The following is a 17,629-nucleotide window of genomic DNA, read 5'->3' as shown; positions in this document are numbered from 1 at the left end:
CACCGACAGAGCGCGTCGACGGCCGGCCCGTCGACGTCGTTCGACCACAAAGCATATTGCCTCTTCTGATCCCTATGCTGGTAGGACGGTGGACAGCGGGTAGGGGTACTCGCAGTTTCTGTCCACCAATATATCACCCGCGTAGACCCGTCTCGATCCCGTTCGGCCCCGTTGAGACGAGAGCGACGGGACCGTCTCGGCTCGCTACGCACGTGTCGTGAGCGTGCAATCTGCGATTCGATCACTCCCGAAAATAGAACGGTGACCGCCTCAGCTTCGGAGAGTCGCCCGAGTCGTTACCAGCCGCGGTCGTCGTCGCGGCCGCCGGACTCGTCCGAGTCGTCCCACGGATCCGAGTCGTCCGTCTCGTCCGTGTCGCTCCACGGATCCGAGTCGTCATCCCACTCGCGGTCGTCGTCGCTCGTTCGACCCTCGTCGCGGTCCAACCGGTCGTGGTCGTCTCGAGCGTCGTCGTCCCAGGCGGAGCCTCGCTCGGCGGGTTCGCCGCCGTCGGCGCGCACCGCGGCGCGCTGCTCGGGGATGAGATCGAGGTCAGCGTTCGTATCGCCGAGCAACAACAGCGCATAGTACTGGAAGTAGGTGGCGATCGGCGTCCAGACGAGCGCGACGAACAGCAGAATCGTCAGGAACGCGACGATGCCGACCAGCACCGAGAGAATCGCACCGATCTCGCCGGCGGCGAGTACCAGCAGGAAGATCACGATGGCAAAGGGGATCAGCAGTGCGAACGCGCCGAACAAGATCACGAACCAGACGCCGATGGTGATCGCGAGCGAGAGGATCCAGACGAGAACCAGATAGACCAGGTACTCCGTCCAGTTACCCGTCAGCGTCGACCAGAACCGACGCCAGCCGCCGAGGACGCCGCGATCCTCGAGCAACATGACGGGCGCGACGAACTCGTCGGTGAACCGTCGGGCGAGCGAGTAGACGAGGAACAGTCCGATTCCGTACAGCGCGTACACCGCGACGATAGCGCCCGAGATGGTATCGAAACCACCCTGGAGCCAAATCACCGCCGCCGGTGCGGTTCCGAGGATTCCGACGACGAGAAACAGCCCGACTCTGAACAGGAACAGCCGGAGTCCGTTCCCGAGGTTCGCTTTGAAGTATCGTCTCACGTGGACCTCGGTCGACCGGAGTGACTCGATGAAGACGAACTGCATCACGGCGCTGATGATCGCGTACAGCAGCCAGAGAAACAGGATGATCCCGCCGACGACCAACAGCAGGATGAGGAGATCTTCGACCGGGAACTCCTCTTCGAACTCTTCGACCTCGCTGGGCGTCTCTTCTTCGAACGTCGGCTCGTCGGCGAACGTGCCGACGTCTCCGCCGGGGACCGTCGGGCCGCCCATTCCGAGCGAACTCACGAAGAAGACGACGATCGCGAGTTTGAGCCACAGCCCTGGACTGACCGGCGTCAGGAAGTTTCGAGTCGTCTCGAGTGCGTCGCTGAGATCGTCGATCGCATCCATATTATCCGTTCATTTCATTCCGTTGTTGATAATGATACTGTTCCGTCGTCCCCTTGCGGCCTGATAGTTCGATCAGGTCCCAGCGAACTGCGCTGAGAATCTCGTCATCGAATACATCTTCCCAGCGACAGTTCGGGACGCATTTAACACCCGAGCACCCACATCCGATATATGGATATCCGCCGGCTCGCCCGAGGAAGCGTCGAGTGGGGCCGCCTCGAGCGCGTGATCCGGACGCTGGCGGATCGGTACGACCGCGAGGAGGTTCGCGTGGAGTTTCTCGAGGCCGATAACTGGCTGTCGACGCCCTGCGTGATCGACGAGCGGTGGTTCGTCAAGATCGTCTCGCGGCAGAACGCGCTCGTCCACGCGGTGTTGACGACGGGGCGGAACGTCGGCGCGGTTTCGGCGGGCACCGGCGGCTTCTTCGGCCGGTTCGACACGCCCCGCGAGATGGTCGAACACGAGTACGAGGCGACCGAGCGGATGCGCGAGATCGGCATCAACGCACCCCAGCCGATCGAAGCGTTCGAGGTCAACGGGCTGGGCGTGCTCGTCCTCGAGTATCTGCCGGAGTTTCGGTCGCTGGACGACGCGCCGGACTGGCTCGTCGCCGAGCGCGCGACGGAACTGTTCGACATGTTGGCCACCCTCCGAGATCACGGCATGGCCCACGGCGACCTGCGCGCCGAGAACATCCTGCTGTGTGAGGACGAGTTCTACTTCATCGACGCGACCAACGTCCACGACGACCGAGTCCCCGAGACCACCGCCTACGATCTCGCCTGTGCGCTGGCCGTCCTCGAGCCCCGAATCGGCGCTCGGGACGCCGTACGAGCGGCCGCGGTGGTTTACGAGCCCGAAGAGCTGCTCTCGGCGCGCCGATTCCTCGATTTCGTCCGCCTTCGCCCGGATCACGAGTTCGATTCGACGACGCTACGGACCGAACTCGAGACGGCGGCGGACCGGGGGCAGCGCTAACCGGGTCTGACAGACACGGCGAACGGGGTTCTCCGTCCGCTATCGGTGATCGTCGCCGGACTCGGACCGAGCCCGAGATCGTGCCGTAACTCCGCTCAGGGAGTGATACACAGCGACCGCGCATCACGCCGAGTCGCTGGCCAGTGCAGGCACCACACGCTTTGAGAAGATTACACTACTCGTGTGCATGTGCGCTCGATTTACTGACGCCGATGTCGGCAAACGGGTCGAGACGGCCGCTGGCGACTCCATCGGGGTCGTCACGATGACCGGCGACGAGACGGCGTACGTCGACCTCGAGGCGGACGTGACGGATTCTCTCAAAGCCGCCCTCGACTGGAACGCCGACACTGACAACATCGTCCCGATCGGCGGCGCCGTCGTCCGCGAGGTGACTGCCGATGCGGTTCGACTCGAGGGGAAGAGCACGTGGACGACCGACGGAGAGACCGATCCCGTCTTCGACCGCAACGAGTCCGCCGACCACGAGGGTGGGGGACGCGATCGACGAGCCGCCGGTGAACGGGGCGACGAAACTGACGCCGACGAAACCGACGAGACGGCCGCTGCGGGCAAGGGCCGTTCGGGCGAGGCGATGGAGCCCGAGACGGACGAGATGACCGAATCGGGGGCTGAACGCCACCCCGAGAGCGAAGATCAGCCGCCGGAAGGAGATCGAACGGTGACGAAAGACCGCGGCGAGGAGGAGGACCGATGAGCGAGGGTGCAGTCTCGAGCGCGTCGAGTCGAGGGGTCCCGAGCGCATCGAGCCGCGTGATCGCAGATCGGGCGACAGACGGCGGTCCCGATCGCTGACCGCACTCCGAGCAAATGTCCCGTGGCATCGGCGAATTCGATCTCGTCCAGGAGTCGATCCCCGAGTGGCTGGCTGTCGTTATCGCCCTGCTCACCCAATTAGGCGATGTCTGGTTTCTGGTGCTCGTCCTGACCGTACTCTACTGGTTCGACGCAACGGATCGGGACGACATCGCCGCCGTCGCGGGCGTCACGCTGGCCGGAATGGGGTTGTACAAGGGACTCAAGGAGGTGTTCGGGCTCCCGCGTCCCGAGGAACCGTTGCTCGACCCATTGCTGTTACCGTGGCTCGTCCAGCCGCTATACGAGGCGACGGCGACCGCCGGCGGCTACGGCTTTCCGAGCGGTCACGCGGTCAACACGACGATCGTCTATTTCGGGCTTGCGAGCGTCCTCTCGGTCGGCTCGAGACGGCTCCGGTACGGCGTCGCCGCGTCGCTCGTCTCGCTGGTCTGTTTTACTCGCGTCGCGCTCGGCGTCCACTACGTCGTCGACGTCGTCGTCGGTGTTGCGGTCGGACTAGCCCTCCTGCTTGTCGCTCGAACACTCTTGCGGCGAGAGTTCGCCGACCGCGCGACGGTCACGTTCGCGCTCGGCATCGGATTCAGCGCGTTCTTCCTCGTGACGAGCGATCGATCCCTGAGCGCGGTGTTCTTGCTCGCCGGATCGCTGGGGGCCTTCGGCGGCTGGCAACTGGTCATGCTCGGGCGGCAACTCGCCGCCGCGCCGTCGCGCTCGAGTTTGGTTCGCCCGATCCTGGTGCGAGGAAGCGCGGCGCTGGTCGGGGCGATTCCGCTCGTCGTCGCCCTCGCAGACGGCGCGTCCGTCTCGCTATCGACCGCGGCCGGCGTCGTGGGCCTCGTCACTGCGCTCGCCCTCGTGGTCCCGATCGCTCGGCACTCGGATCGAGTACGGGGGCTGTACGCTCGCGTCCGCCATCCGAGACGGTCGGACTAACGGCGGATCGGATAGGGAACGGCAAGAACCGCGATTCGTCAGTCTCGTCCGGACGCCGTCCCGCGGTGGGTGTGATCCACAACCAGGTTTTTTACGCCGCTCGTCGTCCGTCCGAGTATGAGCCAGCAAGCCACGGAACAGGTGTACGGCCACTACATCGGTGGTGAATGGATTGATGGAGATGGCGACGGAGACACGTTCGACAGTCGAAACCCGGCTACCGGCGAGACGCTGGCGACGTTCCAGCGCGGGACGGTCGACGACGTCGACGCCGCCCTCGAGGCCGCCGAGGACGCCTTCGAGGAGTGGCGATCGCTCTCCTACATCGATCGCGCGGAGTACCTCTGGGACATCTACCACGAACTGCGCGAGCGCCACGAGGAACTGGCCGAGATCGTCACGAAGGAGTGCGGGAAGGAGATTTCGGAGGGGAAAGCGGACGTGACCGAAGCCTGGCACATGGTCGAGTGGGCGGCGGGCAACGCCCGACACCCCCACGGCGACGTCGTCCCGAGCGAGGTGGGGGCGAAAGATGCCTACATGCGCCGCAAACCCCGCGGCGTCATCGGCTGTATCACGCCGTGGAACTTCCCCGTCGCGATTCCGTTCTGGCATATGGCCATCGCGCTGGTGGAAGGCAACACGGTCGTCTGGAAGCCCGCCGAGCAGACGCCGTGGTGCGGCCAGACTATCGCCGAGATGATGGACGATGCCGGGATTCCCGAGGGCGTCTTCAACATGGTTCAGGGCTTCGGCGACGCCGGCGCGGCGATCACCGACGACGAGCGCGTCGACACCGTCCTCTTCACCGGGTCCGCGGAGGTCGGCCACGAAATCTCGGGCAAAGTCGGCGGCGAACCCGGGAAACTCGCGGCTTGTGAGATGGGCGGGAAGAACGGGATCATCGTTACCGAGGAGGCCGACCTCGACATCGCGGTCCACTCCGCGATCATGTCGTCGTTCAAGACGACCGGCCAGCGCTGCGTCTCGAGCGAGCGCCTGATCGTCCACGAAGACGTCTACGACGAGTTCAAATCGCGATACGTCGATATCGCCGCGGATATCGCGGTCGGCGACCCGCTCGAGGATGGCACGTTCATGGGGCCCGCCATCGAAGCGGACCACGTCGAGAAGATCCGCAAGCACAACGAACTGGCCGTCGAGGAGGGCGCGGAGGTGCTCGTCGATCGGTTCGAACTCGGCGACGAGGAGATTCCGGACGGCCACGAGGACGGTCACTGGGTCGGCCCGTTCGTCTACGAGATCGAATACGACACCGACCTGCGCTGTCTGAAAGAGGAGTGTTTCGGCCCGCACGTCGCCCTCGTCGAGTATTCGGGGGATATCGACCGCGCACTCGAGATCCACAACGACACGCCGTACGGACTCGCGGGAGCCGTCATCTCGGAGGATTACCGCCAACTCAACGCCTTCCGCGACCGAGCCGACCTCGGGCTCGCGTACGCGAATCTGCCGTGTATCGGCGCGGAGGTCCAGTTACCCTTCGGCGGCGTCAAGAAGTCCGGGAACGGCTATCCGAGCGCGCGCGAGGCCATCGAGGCGGTCACCGAACGCACCGCCTGGACGCTGAACAACTCCAAAGAGATCGAGATGGCACAGGGTCTGTCGGCCGATATCACGACAGGCGAGGACTGAATGCGGAGTCGCGCGCTGATCGTCTCACTCGTCACGTACTGATCCTCGGCGAGAGACGGTCGCTGTAGCAGTCGCCTCGCGTTCGCCGGTTCGCAACTGAGACCCGTCCGAACAAAGTCCGCGGTGTACGGTCAGCCCGCGATCGATTCGGCCACGTCGATCAGTTCGTCCGCCGCGAGTTCGCCGCTGACGGTGTAGGTGAGCCCGTCGTCTTCCCACTTGAGGATCGTCCTCGTCTCGGTGACCTCGCGGATCGTCGCGTCGACGTCGCCGATCTCGACGGGATCGCTGTCGGGTTCGAAGACGGGATCTTGCGCCTCGTCGGCGACGCCGACGGTCAGGAACGAGCCCTCCTCGTCCGTGTACTGCAGCGTCGCGCTCCAGCCCACCATGTTCTCTCCGGCTAGGACGCTCTCGAGTTCGTATTCGGCGGGAACGTCAGGCCGCGGAACGTCGAATGGAACCTCGGCGTCGGCGGCGTCGACATCCGCGTACTGCTGGGGCACGAGTTCGTCGAACTCCCTGATCTCGGCGTCCGCCGGCGGTTCGAACGCGAAGACCTCGTCGTCGATCTCCTCGTCGAAGGCGACCTCCTCGAACGTCATGGTCGTCGTCACCGACTCGCCGACTGCGGGCGTAATCTCCTGTTTCAGGGGGTAGTCGGTCTCCTGGTCGATCCAGAGCGTCGCCGACTCGTAGAGCGCGTCGTCGCCGTCGCCGGTGAGTTCGAGGACGTAGACGTCGCGGTCCGCGACGGTATCGGTTCCTTCGACCGACGCGTCCGTGTCGGCCGTGAAAGCGTCGACGAAGCCGTCGTTCAACGCCTCCAGATCGGCCTGATCGAAGCCGAACTCCATCCGAACGGCCTCGTTCTCGTCCTCATCGTACATCCACATTGTGGAGCCGTCGGACACTATCACGTCAATCGATTCGGGCTCGTCGCTCTCGACGATATCAGCTCGGTACTGATCCGGGCCACGTTCCCAGATCTCCTGGGTCGTCGTGACGGTCTCCGTTCCATCGTCCATCGTCGTCGTCTGGATTCCCTGAACGGTCTCCACGTTCGATTCGGCTTCGAGCGCGGCCTCGAGCAACTCGTCGGCATCGGGTAATTCCTCGTCGGGCAGTTGCTCGTCGCCGTCGTCGTCCACGCTCGCGTCGTCGTCCCCGGATCCCACCGCGCCGAGACAGCCAGCGGTGACCAACAGGAGAGCGACGACCACTGTCGAAACATGTGCTCGCTTCATCGGTTCTCGGTCTCACTTCAGGAATCCGACCTTATAAATCGGGAGTCGCGTTTTCTCGACCGGAATATCCGGCCGATTGCTGTCAGGAATGGAAGGAATCTCGCCTCCGGGAGGCGAATCGCTTATCCGACGGTTCGTGGAACAGCAGAACACATGAAAGCAGTCGTTCTTGCGGCGGGTCAGGGCACGCGCATTCGACCACTCTCCGATTCGGTTCCGAAACCGATGCTGCCGGTGGCAGACCGGCCGCTCGTGGCCCACACTATCGACGCCGCAGTCGACGCCGGCGCGGATGAAATCGTCCTCGTGATCGGCTACGAAGCCGACACGGTTCGCGACTACTTCGGCGCGGAGTACCGCGGCGTCCCGGTCAGCTACGCCGTCCAGACCGAACAGGCCGGGACGGCCCATGCGGTCAATACAGCCCGCGAGCACATCGAGGGCCCGTTCGCCGTCCTGAACGGCGACAATCTCTACGATCCTGCGGCGATCGATCGGCTCTTTACCGAGTGTCCGGCTATCTGTGCTATCGAAGTCGCGGAGCCGCGCAACTACGGCGTCCTCAGCACCGAGGGCGACTCGGTTACCGGTATCGTCGAGAAACCCGCCGATCCGCCGACGAACCTCGCCAACGCCGGGGCCTACGCCTTCCCCGAGGAGGCGCGTCAGTGGCTCGAGGTCCCCGAAAGCGAGCGCGGCGAACACGAGATCACCGACGTCGTCGCTCGCGTGATCGACGAGTTCGACGTCACGCCCATCACCCTCGAGCGCTGGCTCGACGTCGGCCGGCCCTGGGAACTGCTCGAGGCCAACGAGTGGAAAATCGCGGCTCTCGAGCGCCGGGTCGACGGCGACGTGAGCGAGGACGCCCATCTCGAGGGCGACGTGGTCGTCGAGGACGGCGCGACGGTGAAGTCGGGCGTCGTCGTCGAGGGACCGGCGCTGATCCGTTCGGGTGCGACCGTCGGGCCGAACGCCTACGTCCGCGGGGCGACCCTGATCGACGAGGGGGCGAAGGTCGGCCACGCCGCGGAGGTGAAAAACAGCGTGCTCTCTCGGAACGCGTCGGTCAGCCATCTCTCCTACGTCGGCGACAGCGTGCTCGGGCGGGACGTCAACTTCGGGGCCGGGACGAACGTCGCGAACCTCCGGCACGACGACGCGGACATCGAGTTCACCGTCAAAGGCGAGCGGATTTCGACCGGACGGCGAAAGTTCGGGGTCGTCGCCGGCGACGGCGCGAAGACGGGGATTAACTCGAGTCTCTCACCCGGGCTGAAACTCGATACCGGTGCGACGACGCTGCCCGGTGAGACGGTCGAACGAGATCGGTAGGCGAACGCGAGCGAACGCCTCGTCCAGCGCGCACGGTCGCGATTCGAGACCGCGTGCCGGGCCCACGACATCGTTCGAGGGGCTGTACGGCGAGGTTACTAAAGGAGTCTCCCGACGTACGGTCGCCTCACTTCGATTGCAATGGCCCTAGCTCTCGTCCACTTCCTCGTCGGCGCGTCGCTCCTCCTCTTGCTGACGGCGCCGTTGGCGCTCCGATTCGGGACGGTTCGTCGCTATCAGCTGTGGCTGATCCTCGCCGGCGGCCTCTGGGGTCTCGTTCCGGACGTCCACTACGTCGCTCCGGTTCTCGACCGCACCCTCGAGTCTCTCCACGACTCGCGGTGGGCCGACCCGTTCGCGTTCCACTACACGCTCGATCAGCCGGCGCTGACCGGGATGACGCTCGAACTCATCGTCGGATCGATACTCCTCTTTCTTGTCGCGATCACCGTGTTTACGGCTGCAGGAAGCAGGAACGGATCCGCCACCGACTCGCGGGGGACCCAGTTCGTCGCAGCCATCGTCTGCGTCGCGCTCGCGGCCCTGATCGCCGGGGCTGCTCTCGGTGTTGGATTGTACGCGACGAACCGGCTCGAGTCCGTCGCCACGCTGTACGGCCGAGAGAGCGCCCGTGCAGGGGTGATGTTGCTGCTCGCGTGGAGCATCGTCACCGGGGCGGCAATCGCGGCAATCATCGCGCTGGCGGACGAAACGATGCGTGCGACCGATCCGGTCGCCGGGATCTCAGTCGGCATGCTGGTCGCCGTCGTGGGCTGGCTGTTCGGAATCGTCGTTGCCCTCCCGCTCTGGATGCAGCGGTTCTTCGAACTCTCGCGGCCGTTCCCGTATCTCCACTGGCAGAGTCTGATCGGTCTGCTCGCCTTCGGGTTCGTTTTCGGCTGTTGTTACTCGCTGCTTCGTCGACTCCTCAGACCGATTACGGCCGGACAGACTGAGGTTCAGGCCTCGAGTTCGACCCAGTAGCTCCGTCGTCCGTCCGCCCAGCACGGGTGCGCGGATTCGCCGTCGAATACGGACACGTACTGTCGTCGTTTTCACCGGACGGGGCGACGGTTCGATCGTCCGCCACCGCCAAATCGTATCGGGTTAAAGACTATCATCAACACCGATATACTACGCTACAGCGGGAACGCTGCTCGGTCGATACCGTCGGCTAGCCGTGATTTCCGCATCGAAGTCGCGGTGTGGGCGCTGGGACCGCAGTGGTGTGTGATACTGGTGTGTCAACCGCAGTCTAGCCCACGTACTCTTGGCTCGAGTGGAGGCTAATTAGTCTACTGGACGTGCGTCGCCACCGAACTACACCGTCGTCTCGGTGACGAACTGTTCCGTCCGCTGTGCCGACGTGATCGTCGTCGTTATCGTGACCGTTCGGTCGTTGTTTTCGATCGCGAGAGCGCTCACGACGCCGATATCGATACGCTGGGTCCGAGTGACGGTTTCGCCGGCTTCGAGGCGTCCGATCTCCTCGTCGGTCTCCCAGACGAGCGTCTCGCCGGCGACGACGGTGGCGTCGACCCGAACGGCGGTCGCGTCGGCGGTGCCGGTGTTAGTGAGCGTCGTGGTGGCCTCGCGGCAGGTCCGTCCGCACTCGACGATTTCGACGACGTCCCCCTCGAAGGAAACGTCGCTCTCGAGGTCGGTCGCCGCCCGTTCGGTCGCGTCGGCCGGGCCGACGGTGTCGTCGGTCAGCGGTTCGTCGACGGCGGCAGGTGGTGTGGCGGTCCAGTCGGTAGCGCCCCCCGTTAGGAGGGATAGGCTAGTGCCGGTGATCGCCGCGAGGGCTGTTCGTCGATGCATGAGTTTGTCTACACTCGTCTACCCGTCTGGGAGGGGGACCGTTGGGGATCGAAGCGTCGGCCCCGTCGAGGGGACCGATCGCGACTCCGTGTCTGTCCGTGAGGTCGCGCTCGCATATGAACGTCGCTTGCATACCCGCTTTCGGCCGTGAAGGTCACGCCCTCCTTCAGCCGAGAGGACCACGCCGTCAGATTCGACGTCCTCGCGGTCCGGACCTCCTCGCGGGCCGAATCGTCCCGCCGAGAGCGGATCGCCGAGACCGCGTACCTTTTTGGGGCGCTCGCCGAACTATCGACGTATGGTCGACGTCCTCGACAATAAGCGGGTCGCAACGCGCTTTCGGATCCTCGTCCAGATCGCCGAGCGCCAGCCCGCCGTCAGCCAGGGAGAGATCGCCGAGGAAGTCGGCGTGACGAGTCAGGCCGTCAGCGAGTACATCCGCGAACTCGTCGACGACGGGCTCGTCGAAAAGGAGGGACGCTCGCGCTACCGCGTCACGCCGGAAGGCGTCGACGTACTCTTTCGGACCGCCGACGACGTGCGCCGGTTCGCCGACCACGTCACCGGCGACGTGCTCGGGGCGATGAGCGAGGCGGCCTACATCGCGACCGACGACATCGCGGAGGGCGACACCGTCACGCTCTCGGTTCGAGACGGGTTGCTCCACGCGACCCCCAGCGGCGAGGGGCCGGCGACGGGCGTCGCGACGACCGACGCCGAGGCCGGCACCGACGTCGGCGTCACGAGTTTTGAAGGCGTCATGGAACTCGATCCGGGCTCCGTCACCGTCCTGCAGATTCCTGCGGTTCGCACCGGCGGGAGTCGCGCCGTCGACTCGGAGACGCTCTCGGAGCACTGTGCGGAGTCCGACCTCGTCGTCGCCGCCGGCGTCGAGGCCATCGTCGCCTGCCGACAGGCCGGCAGCGATCCGACCGTCCCGTTCGCGGCCGGCGAGGTCGCCGCCGAAGGCGCCGAACGCGGTCTCGAGGTGGCCGCGGTCGCCACCACCAACGAAGTCGGCCGGGTCACGGATACGCTTCGAGACGCGGACGTCTCCTACGAAGTGCTCGAAGGGTAGTCGATTCGTTCCAACCTGGCCGACGATTCGTCATCCGAAATTACGGCGGTGACGGCTCGCGTGTCGGGTTTTCTTCGGAATCGGAGAGGAGCGACTCGAGCACGTTGCTCACGCTGTTGCACCTCGCAGCCAGCGTGCGCCACCGAACGTGACCTGATCGGATCGGAGCGAGCACTCCGGCACCGAACTGAAAACCGATTTCACGACGCGTTCGAACAACGGGACGCGCCTAACAACTACCGTTACGTGGCTGGCAATCGATCGCACAGACATGGAATCCATCGGCACCGGACTCGCGGCGATCGACTGGAACGACACGCGCGCGGACGTCTCCCTCTCGCGACCGGACAAGCGAAACGCGATGACGGTCGACCTCATGCGCGATCTGATCGAGGCGTTCGAACGCGTCGACGCGAACGAGGATGTCCGCGCAGCGACGCTCCTCGGCGAGGGGCCCGTCTTCTGTGCCGGCATGGACCTCGAGATGATGCGCGACCGGGTCGAACCCGACGCCGAGATCGATCGCGACGTCTTTCCCGAACTCCTCGAGACCATCGAGGAGACCCGTCAACCGGTCGTCGCCGGGATCAAACGCGCCGCGCCCGCGGGGGCGTTCGAACTTACGCTCCCCTGTGACTTCCGGATCATCGGCCGCGAGGCGACGTACGGGTTGCTCGAGGTCCGACTCGGGACCTTTCCACACGGCGGCGGGACCCAGCGCCTGCCGCGACTGGTCGGCCTCTCGAATGCGAAAGAGATCGTCATGACGGGCGAGTTCGTCGACCCCGAGGACGCCGCCGAGATGGGACTGGTTCACGAGGTCGTCGACGTCGACGCCGTCGACGAACGAGCGAAGGCCTTCGCCGACGGGCTGTGCGAAAAGGCGCCGCTCGGCCTCAGAAACGCCAAGAAAGCGCTCAATGCCGCCCTCGAGATGCCCCTCGATCGGGGACTGGCCTACGAACGGCAGCTCGGGCACGAACTGGACGACACCAACGACTACCGTGAAGGGTTCGAAGCGCGACTCGAGGATCGAGAGCCGACGTTCCGCGGCGAGTAGGCAATCAGCGGCAGCGCGGCTCATACGGTTTACCGTAAGTCATTTCCGGCCCGACCGTGAGCCGTCCTGCGGTCGGGCCCCTACATCGTTACAGCAATCCGTATCACTCCTCGCGGCGATCGTACAACTGCACCGCTCGGTCGTGACGCACTGACAGCCCGTTCGGATTTCGTTGTGCCGACCGGTCGGTGTAGCGAGCGCGGAGGCCGTCTCCGAGCCCGCGAGCCGCGTTACTGATGACGTCGGTACCGTTGGAGACCCAGCCGGTCGGCTTTTCCTCACCCGCGACGACGCCGCGAATGCTCGCAAACCCGTCGCGGAGCGCGCTCCCGACCGTTCGTCCGAGGACTGTCGGTCGCGGTCCGTAGTTCTTTGCGAGTCGGTAGGACAGTGAGCGGTAGGTCGCTCCCCAGTCGGGGTCGGCCCGGCCACCGTCGGTCCCGACCTCGCATCTGGCGGCCATCTCCGCGGCCCAGGCGACGTCGAAGCCGAGACCGGCCACGCGATGGGCACAGTCCCGCTCGCCGTCGACCTCGAGGTACTCGTCGAACCCGTCCAGCGCCTCGAGGACGGTTCGGTCGAACGCGACGTTGTCGCCGTCGAAGTGCGTGACGCTGCGACCCTTGATCGATCGTGGCGTTCGAAGTTCGTAATCGGTGCCGCCGCCCGTGACGGGACCGGTGACGACGTCCGTGCCGTTGGCGATCGATCGTTCGACGGCTTCGTACCAGCTGTGTTCGATCGCGTACTCGCCGTCGAGGAAGGCGACAACGTCGCCGGTGGCCGTGCCGAGACCGGCGTTTCTCGAGACGTTCGGGTTTCGCTCCGAGATTTCGACGAGCACGTCCACGTCGGTGCGGTCGCGAACGACGCCGGTCGTGCCGTCGGAGGACGGCCCGTTGACGACGATGACTTCCGTCGACGGGGGTGCTCGCTCCGCGAGCGCGTCGAGACACGATACTAACTGCTCCCGGTCGTTGAGCGTCGATACCACCACCGAGAGCTCCATACCTTGTGGTAGCGTTCGTCGGTAGTAAAAACAGGGGGGTTTCCCGCTGAGCGACGATTACCGTCTCGTCTCAGGCCGTCCACACGTCACGAACGAAAAACTCGCGGCTGCGAGAGAGAAACCGGCGGCTGAGAGAAGCCGAGACAGGGTCGCGGACGACTGCAGATATCCGTCAGCGAACCCGGGTGTTCCAGTAGGAAACCGACGCGAGGTGGTCGGTGACCGGCAGTTTCCCGATGGTCTCGTCCAGCGTCCGGATCGGTGAGGCGAGCACGTTCGGAATCGACCGATAGAACCCGTAGGGGACGATGAAGTCGTCTTCGACGTCGACCAGGGTCAGGTTCGTCTTGGCCAGCAAGACGGCGACTTCGCTCTTCGAGTAGAGTCGCGATCCCATCGGCAGCGCCCAGTTGTAGATACTGCGCGAACTGAACCGATTGAACGTGTCGAAGACGATCTGCTCGCGCGACACGCGATGCATCTCTTCTAAGAACGCCCTCGGATCGTCCGCGAGGTGGAAAAACCGCATCGCGACGACGGTATCGAAGTGATCGTCCGGGAACGGAAGCCGTCCCGCGTCACCTCGCAAGAACTCGAGTGTCCCCTCGAGTTCGACGTTCTGAGCCTTCTTCCGGCCCTGCTGTAACATTGCCGCCGAAATATCGAGTCCAACGACGTCGGCGCCTTGCTCGGCGAGCATCACCGAGAACCGCCCGGTACCACAGGCGATTTCGAGGATGTTCCGGTCCTCGACGGGCATGATGGCCTCGAGGACGGCTGCTTTCTCCCGGCGGTCGATCAGCTGTCCGCCCTGGGAGAATCGCTTGTCGTCGTACTCCTCGGCGACGTCGTCGGCCTGGTACCACTCCTGTCCTTTCACACTGGGCGCAACTACAGTAGCCGGAGGATAAAACGATACTGGACTCTATCGGCGAGTGGATACGCGAGTGTCGACCGAATCGAGCCGAGCGGTGCTGACGATCCGTCGGAATTAGCGGGTCTAACTGACAGTCCAGCGATAGTGACTGACGGACGCTCGCTGTCGAATCGGCTCTCGAGCGACCCCGTATATAATCACGATCGGGGGACGGCGGCGGGATTCGAGTTCTGTGTTAATACCTCATTCATACTCCTTATACAAACTGGACTATTCGTATCTACATATAGGGAAGCTTTACCACTGGCCATTCCGCTGTGGTAGGTATGAGCATGAGTACAGCCGAGGACCGTGCCGGTGCTGCCGAAGAAACCCTTTCAGCGGACGAATACCGCGACCGCCTCCGTGACCTGCCGCCGAGTGCGAAACTAGTCGCGAAAGTGCTCGAGACCGACTCGCCGCTCTCGCAGGGCCAACTCGCCGAGGAGTCGCTCCTGCCGGACCGAACCGTCCGCTACGCGCTCAACCGCCTCGAGGACGTCGGTCTCGTCGGCTCCCGATACAGCTTCCGCGACGCGCGCAAACAGGTTTACTTCCTCAAACACTGACGGCTCGGCAGCCCGGTCCACATCTGTACGGGGGTACGGATGGGGGTGGTCCGCCGACGTCGGTCGAACCGACCCGCCGATACACACTTTTTCGCCCGGCCCAACGCTCGAGATATGCATCTCACTCGACTGGCGATTCCGGTCGCGACCCGCGCGCCGGGCGGGGCGACCAACGCCTACCTGCTCGGCGACGAGTCCGCGATGCTCGTCGACCCCGCGGCGCGAACCGACGAACTCGACCGCGCGGTCCGTGACCGCGACGTCGAACACGTGCTCGTCACGCACACCCATCCCGATCACGTCGGTGCCGTCGACGCGTACGCCGCAGAAACGGACGCGACCGTCTGGGCGCGGTACGGCCGCGTCGACCGCTTCCGCGAGGCGACCGGCGTCGATCCCGATCGAACGTTCTCCCCGGGAACGACGATTCCGCTCGGCGACGACCACGTTCGCGTCCTCGACGCGCCCGGCCACGCGCCCGACCACGTCGCACTCGAGGCCGGCCGCGACGGACCGATCCTGTGTGGCGACTGCGCCGTCCGCGAGGGCAGCGTCGTCGTCGGCGCGCCGGAGGGCGACATGCGCGCCTACGTGACGACCCTGCGTCGTCTCTGGGCGGACGATCCACCGGCGCTCTATCCCGGCCACGGGCCCGACATCGATGCACCACGGGAGACCCTCGAGCGACTGCTCACCCACCGGAAGCGTCGGGAAGGGAAGATCCTCGAGGCCGTCGACGCCGGTGCACGGACGCTCGAGAAGATCCTCGACGCGGCCTACGCAAAGGATCTCTCCGGCGTCCGCGATCTCGCGCGGGCGACCGTCGTGGCCCACCTCGAGAAACTCGACGTCGAGGGGCGACTCGCGTGGGACGGCGAGCGAGCGGTGTCGGCCGCGCGGACCGACTGAACGGCGAGGGAGCGACTGCCTTTTCTGCCCTCGCAGGGAGTATCCAGTATGCAATCGCTCGAGGCCGAACTCGAAGAGGCCCGCCAGCTCGCCGTCGACGACCTCGCGGACGCCATCGAGTCGATCGGCTTCGAGTGTACCCGCTGTGGGGCCTGCTGCAAGGGCCACGGCGAGGACGAACACACCGCGACGGTGTTTCCGGACGAGGTGCGCGACCTCGAGGCAAGCGCGGCCCAACGGGCCGCGGACAATCGAGTAGCGAGGGACTCCGAGAGTCCCTCGGACCGTGTGAGCGGCTCGTCGAGCCGCGAGCAGACGGTGGAACCGCGAGATAGCGAGGGTCACGAGGGCGAGTACGACTGGCGCGACGTTGCCCGCCCGATGCCGTACGGCCTGTCGGAGACCGACGACGGGGACCTCGAGGGCGAGACCTTCGAGTGGGCGCTCCAGACCGACAGCTGCGGGGACTGTACGTTCTACGAGGAAGACGAGGATGGGACCGGGGCCTGCGCTGCCCACGACGATCGACCGCTGATCTGTCGGACGTACCCGTTCAGCGTTGCGTTGGCCGGAACAAGCCAGCCGATGGGCGAAGCCGTTGGCGAGGAAGGCGTCGTCCGCGCCCACGAGTGCGAGGGACTCGGGCGAGACATCGCCCGCGAGGACGCCGAGGACCTCGCTCGCGCGCTGAAAGAACGCGCCGTCCGCGAACTCGAGGAAGCCATCGCCGTCCGAGAGACGTACGAGCCCGCCCCACCGGACCCCGGCGAGGTCGTCGTCCACGACTCCGAGGGGGCGAAACGGATCGACGGGACGCCGCTCGACGACTGAGTCGTCGCCCAGCAGGGTCGATCTCCGACCGACCGCGAAACCGACAAGGAGTTGGGACCGTTCTTCGAAGGGCTCTGCATGACACTCGACTGGGACAGGGTGAGCCACATCACGAAAGTCGACCCTGCGAAGTCGTTACCGGATAATCTCGACGTTCTCGAGGGCACCGATCTGGTGATCGTCGGCGGTTCCGACGACGTCACGGAGGCGAATACGCTCGAGGCGATCCGGGCAATCGACAACGCGCATCCCTCGACACCCGTCTTTCAGGAGCCGTACAGTTCGGACCACGTCTCGCGAGAGACGATCGACGCTGCGGACTTCGTCGCCGTTCCGGCGGTCTACAACGGCGACCGAGAGCACTTCGTCGGCAAACACGTCGATCTCTTCACCGAGGTCGGACGCACGCCCGAGGAACTTCTCGGGGCCGGGCTCCCAGTCGTCGGCGATTTCGTCGCGTCCAAAGGTGCTGACGCGATCGCTGAACTCACGACGAGTCTGATCGGCGAGGGGTACGTCGTCCAGCACCTCGACTCCGCGGCGGCGACCACCTCCGGGGTCGAGACCACCTACACGCCCGACGAGGTCGCCGGCGCCGCGCTCGCGACGGAGGCGTTCTACGGCTTTCCGATCTTCTACGTCGAGTACTCCGGCCGCTATGGCGGATCCGAAGACGTCGAAGCCGCGGCGCGCTATCTCGAGGATACCACGCTCCTCTACGGCGGCGGCATCGACAGTCAGGAGAAGACGATGGAGATCCTCGAGGCCGGCGCGGACGCCGTCGTCGTCGGCGACTGTTTCCACGACGACCTGGAAACGTTCCGGGACACGATTCCGAGGGCGTGAGCCGGCGGAACGTCGCGGCTGGCGGTCGGTACGTATCCTCAGACGGCAGCCATATGGCCGGTACGTATCCTCGGACGAAACCCGTTCAGTCGGTACGCA

17 protein-coding genes are annotated in these 17,629 nt (G+C 65.1%); 12 read left to right on the top strand and 5 right to left on the bottom strand.

Annotation, left to right across the window (positions count from 1 at the left end; translation table 11 throughout):
* Positions 1-296 precede the first annotated feature (296 nt).
* Positions 297-1,499, bottom strand: a complete 1,203-nt coding sequence (locus ACSFC5_RS12920) for a DUF7544 domain-containing protein (RefSeq protein WP_440765660.1) — start codon at positions 1,497-1,499, stop codon at positions 297-299.
* A gap of 171 nt (positions 1,500-1,670) precedes the next feature.
* Between ACSFC5_RS12920 and ACSFC5_RS12915 the strand changes: the two genes are divergently transcribed.
* The 4 genes from ACSFC5_RS12915 (at position 1,671) to ACSFC5_RS12900 (ending at position 5,909) form a co-directional block, all read left to right on the top strand.
* Positions 1,671-2,480: an RIO1 family regulatory kinase/ATPase domain-containing protein gene (locus ACSFC5_RS12915; RefSeq protein WP_440765659.1), complete on the top strand. Its 810-nt coding sequence runs from the start codon at positions 1,671-1,673 to the stop codon at positions 2,478-2,480.
* 187 nt (positions 2,481-2,667) lie between these two features.
* On the top strand, positions 2,668-3,198 hold the full coding sequence (locus tag ACSFC5_RS12910) for a DUF8593 domain-containing protein (protein WP_440765658.1): 531 nt from the start codon (positions 2,668-2,670) through the stop codon (positions 3,196-3,198).
* Between the two features lie 113 nt (positions 3,199-3,311).
* Positions 3,312-4,253, top strand: a complete 942-nt coding sequence (locus tag ACSFC5_RS12905; RefSeq protein WP_440765657.1) for a phosphatase PAP2 family protein — start codon at positions 3,312-3,314, stop codon at positions 4,251-4,253.
* A gap of 117 nt (positions 4,254-4,370) precedes the next feature.
* A complete protein-coding gene (locus ACSFC5_RS12900; RefSeq protein WP_440765656.1) occupies positions 4,371-5,909 on the top strand; it encodes an aldehyde dehydrogenase family protein in 1,539 nt (512 codons plus the stop codon).
* Positions 5,910-6,040: 131 nt separating this feature from the next.
* Here the strand turns inward: ACSFC5_RS12900 and ACSFC5_RS12895 are convergent, their stop codons facing one another.
* Complete coding sequence (locus ACSFC5_RS12895; protein WP_440765655.1) at positions 6,041-7,156, bottom strand: outer membrane lipoprotein-sorting protein; 1,116 nt, start codon at positions 7,154-7,156, stop codon at positions 6,041-6,043.
* Positions 7,157-7,309: 153 nt separating this feature from the next.
* Here ACSFC5_RS12895 and glmU point away from each other — a divergent pair, with 153 nt between their 5' ends.
* On the top strand, positions 7,310-8,491 hold the full coding sequence (gene glmU, locus ACSFC5_RS12890) for a bifunctional sugar-1-phosphate nucleotidylyltransferase/acetyltransferase (protein WP_440765654.1): 1,182 nt from the start codon (positions 7,310-7,312) through the stop codon (positions 8,489-8,491).
* Between the two features lie 141 nt (positions 8,492-8,632).
* A complete protein-coding gene (locus ACSFC5_RS12885; protein ID WP_440765653.1) occupies positions 8,633-9,475 on the top strand; it encodes a hypothetical protein in 843 nt (280 codons plus the stop codon).
* Positions 9,476-9,811: 336 nt separating this feature from the next.
* Here the strand turns inward: ACSFC5_RS12885 and ACSFC5_RS12880 are convergent, their stop codons facing one another.
* Entirely contained in the window at positions 9,812-10,312 is a 501-nt protein-coding gene (locus tag ACSFC5_RS12880) for a hypothetical protein (RefSeq protein WP_440765652.1), read from the bottom strand.
* A 298-nt stretch (positions 10,313-10,610) separates the two neighbouring features.
* On the opposite strand from ACSFC5_RS12880, the gene ACSFC5_RS12875 reads away from it, so the two are divergent.
* Entirely contained in the window at positions 10,611-11,390 is a 780-nt protein-coding gene (locus ACSFC5_RS12875; protein WP_440765651.1) for a DUF7839 domain-containing protein, read from the top strand.
* Positions 11,391-11,661: 271 nt separating this feature from the next.
* Positions 11,662-12,450: an enoyl-CoA hydratase/isomerase family protein gene (locus ACSFC5_RS12870; protein WP_440765650.1), complete on the top strand. Its 789-nt coding sequence runs from the start codon at positions 11,662-11,664 to the stop codon at positions 12,448-12,450.
* A 103-nt stretch (positions 12,451-12,553) separates the two neighbouring features.
* Here ACSFC5_RS12870 and ACSFC5_RS12865 read toward each other — a convergent pair whose 3' ends face one another.
* Entirely contained in the window at positions 12,554-13,459 is a 906-nt protein-coding gene (locus ACSFC5_RS12865; RefSeq protein ID WP_440765649.1) for a glycosyltransferase family 2 protein, read from the bottom strand.
* 172 nt (positions 13,460-13,631) lie between these two features.
* Positions 13,632-14,339 (bottom strand): class I SAM-dependent methyltransferase, encoded by a 708-nt coding sequence (locus ACSFC5_RS12860; protein WP_440765648.1) that lies wholly within the window; start codon positions 14,337-14,339, stop codon positions 13,632-13,634.
* A 323-nt stretch (positions 14,340-14,662) separates the two neighbouring features.
* Between ACSFC5_RS12860 and ACSFC5_RS12855 the strand changes: the two genes are divergently transcribed.
* From ACSFC5_RS12855 to ACSFC5_RS12840, 4 genes are all read left to right on the top strand, one after another.
* Positions 14,663-14,944 (top strand): MarR family transcriptional regulator, encoded by a 282-nt coding sequence (locus ACSFC5_RS12855; RefSeq protein ID WP_440765647.1) that lies wholly within the window; start codon positions 14,663-14,665, stop codon positions 14,942-14,944.
* A 114-nt stretch (positions 14,945-15,058) separates the two neighbouring features.
* Positions 15,059-15,853 (top strand): MBL fold metallo-hydrolase, encoded by a 795-nt coding sequence (locus ACSFC5_RS12850; RefSeq protein WP_440765646.1) that lies wholly within the window; start codon positions 15,059-15,061, stop codon positions 15,851-15,853.
* A 48-nt stretch (positions 15,854-15,901) separates the two neighbouring features.
* Positions 15,902-16,684: a YkgJ family cysteine cluster protein gene (locus tag ACSFC5_RS12845; protein ID WP_440765645.1), complete on the top strand. Its 783-nt coding sequence runs from the start codon at positions 15,902-15,904 to the stop codon at positions 16,682-16,684.
* Between the two features lie 78 nt (positions 16,685-16,762).
* Positions 16,763-17,530 (top strand): geranylgeranylglyceryl/heptaprenylglyceryl phosphate synthase, encoded by a 768-nt coding sequence (locus ACSFC5_RS12840; RefSeq protein WP_440765644.1) that lies wholly within the window; start codon positions 16,763-16,765, stop codon positions 17,528-17,530.
* The last annotated feature ends 99 nt before the right edge of the window (positions 17,531-17,629 follow it).

It is taken from the genome of Natronorubrum marinum (assembly GCF_052040125.1).
GTDB lineage: Archaea > Halobacteriota > Halobacteria > Halobacteriales > Natrialbaceae > Natronorubrum.
Note: the sequence above shows the minus strand (reverse complement) of the source record. Positions and strands in the feature narration are given on the sequence as shown.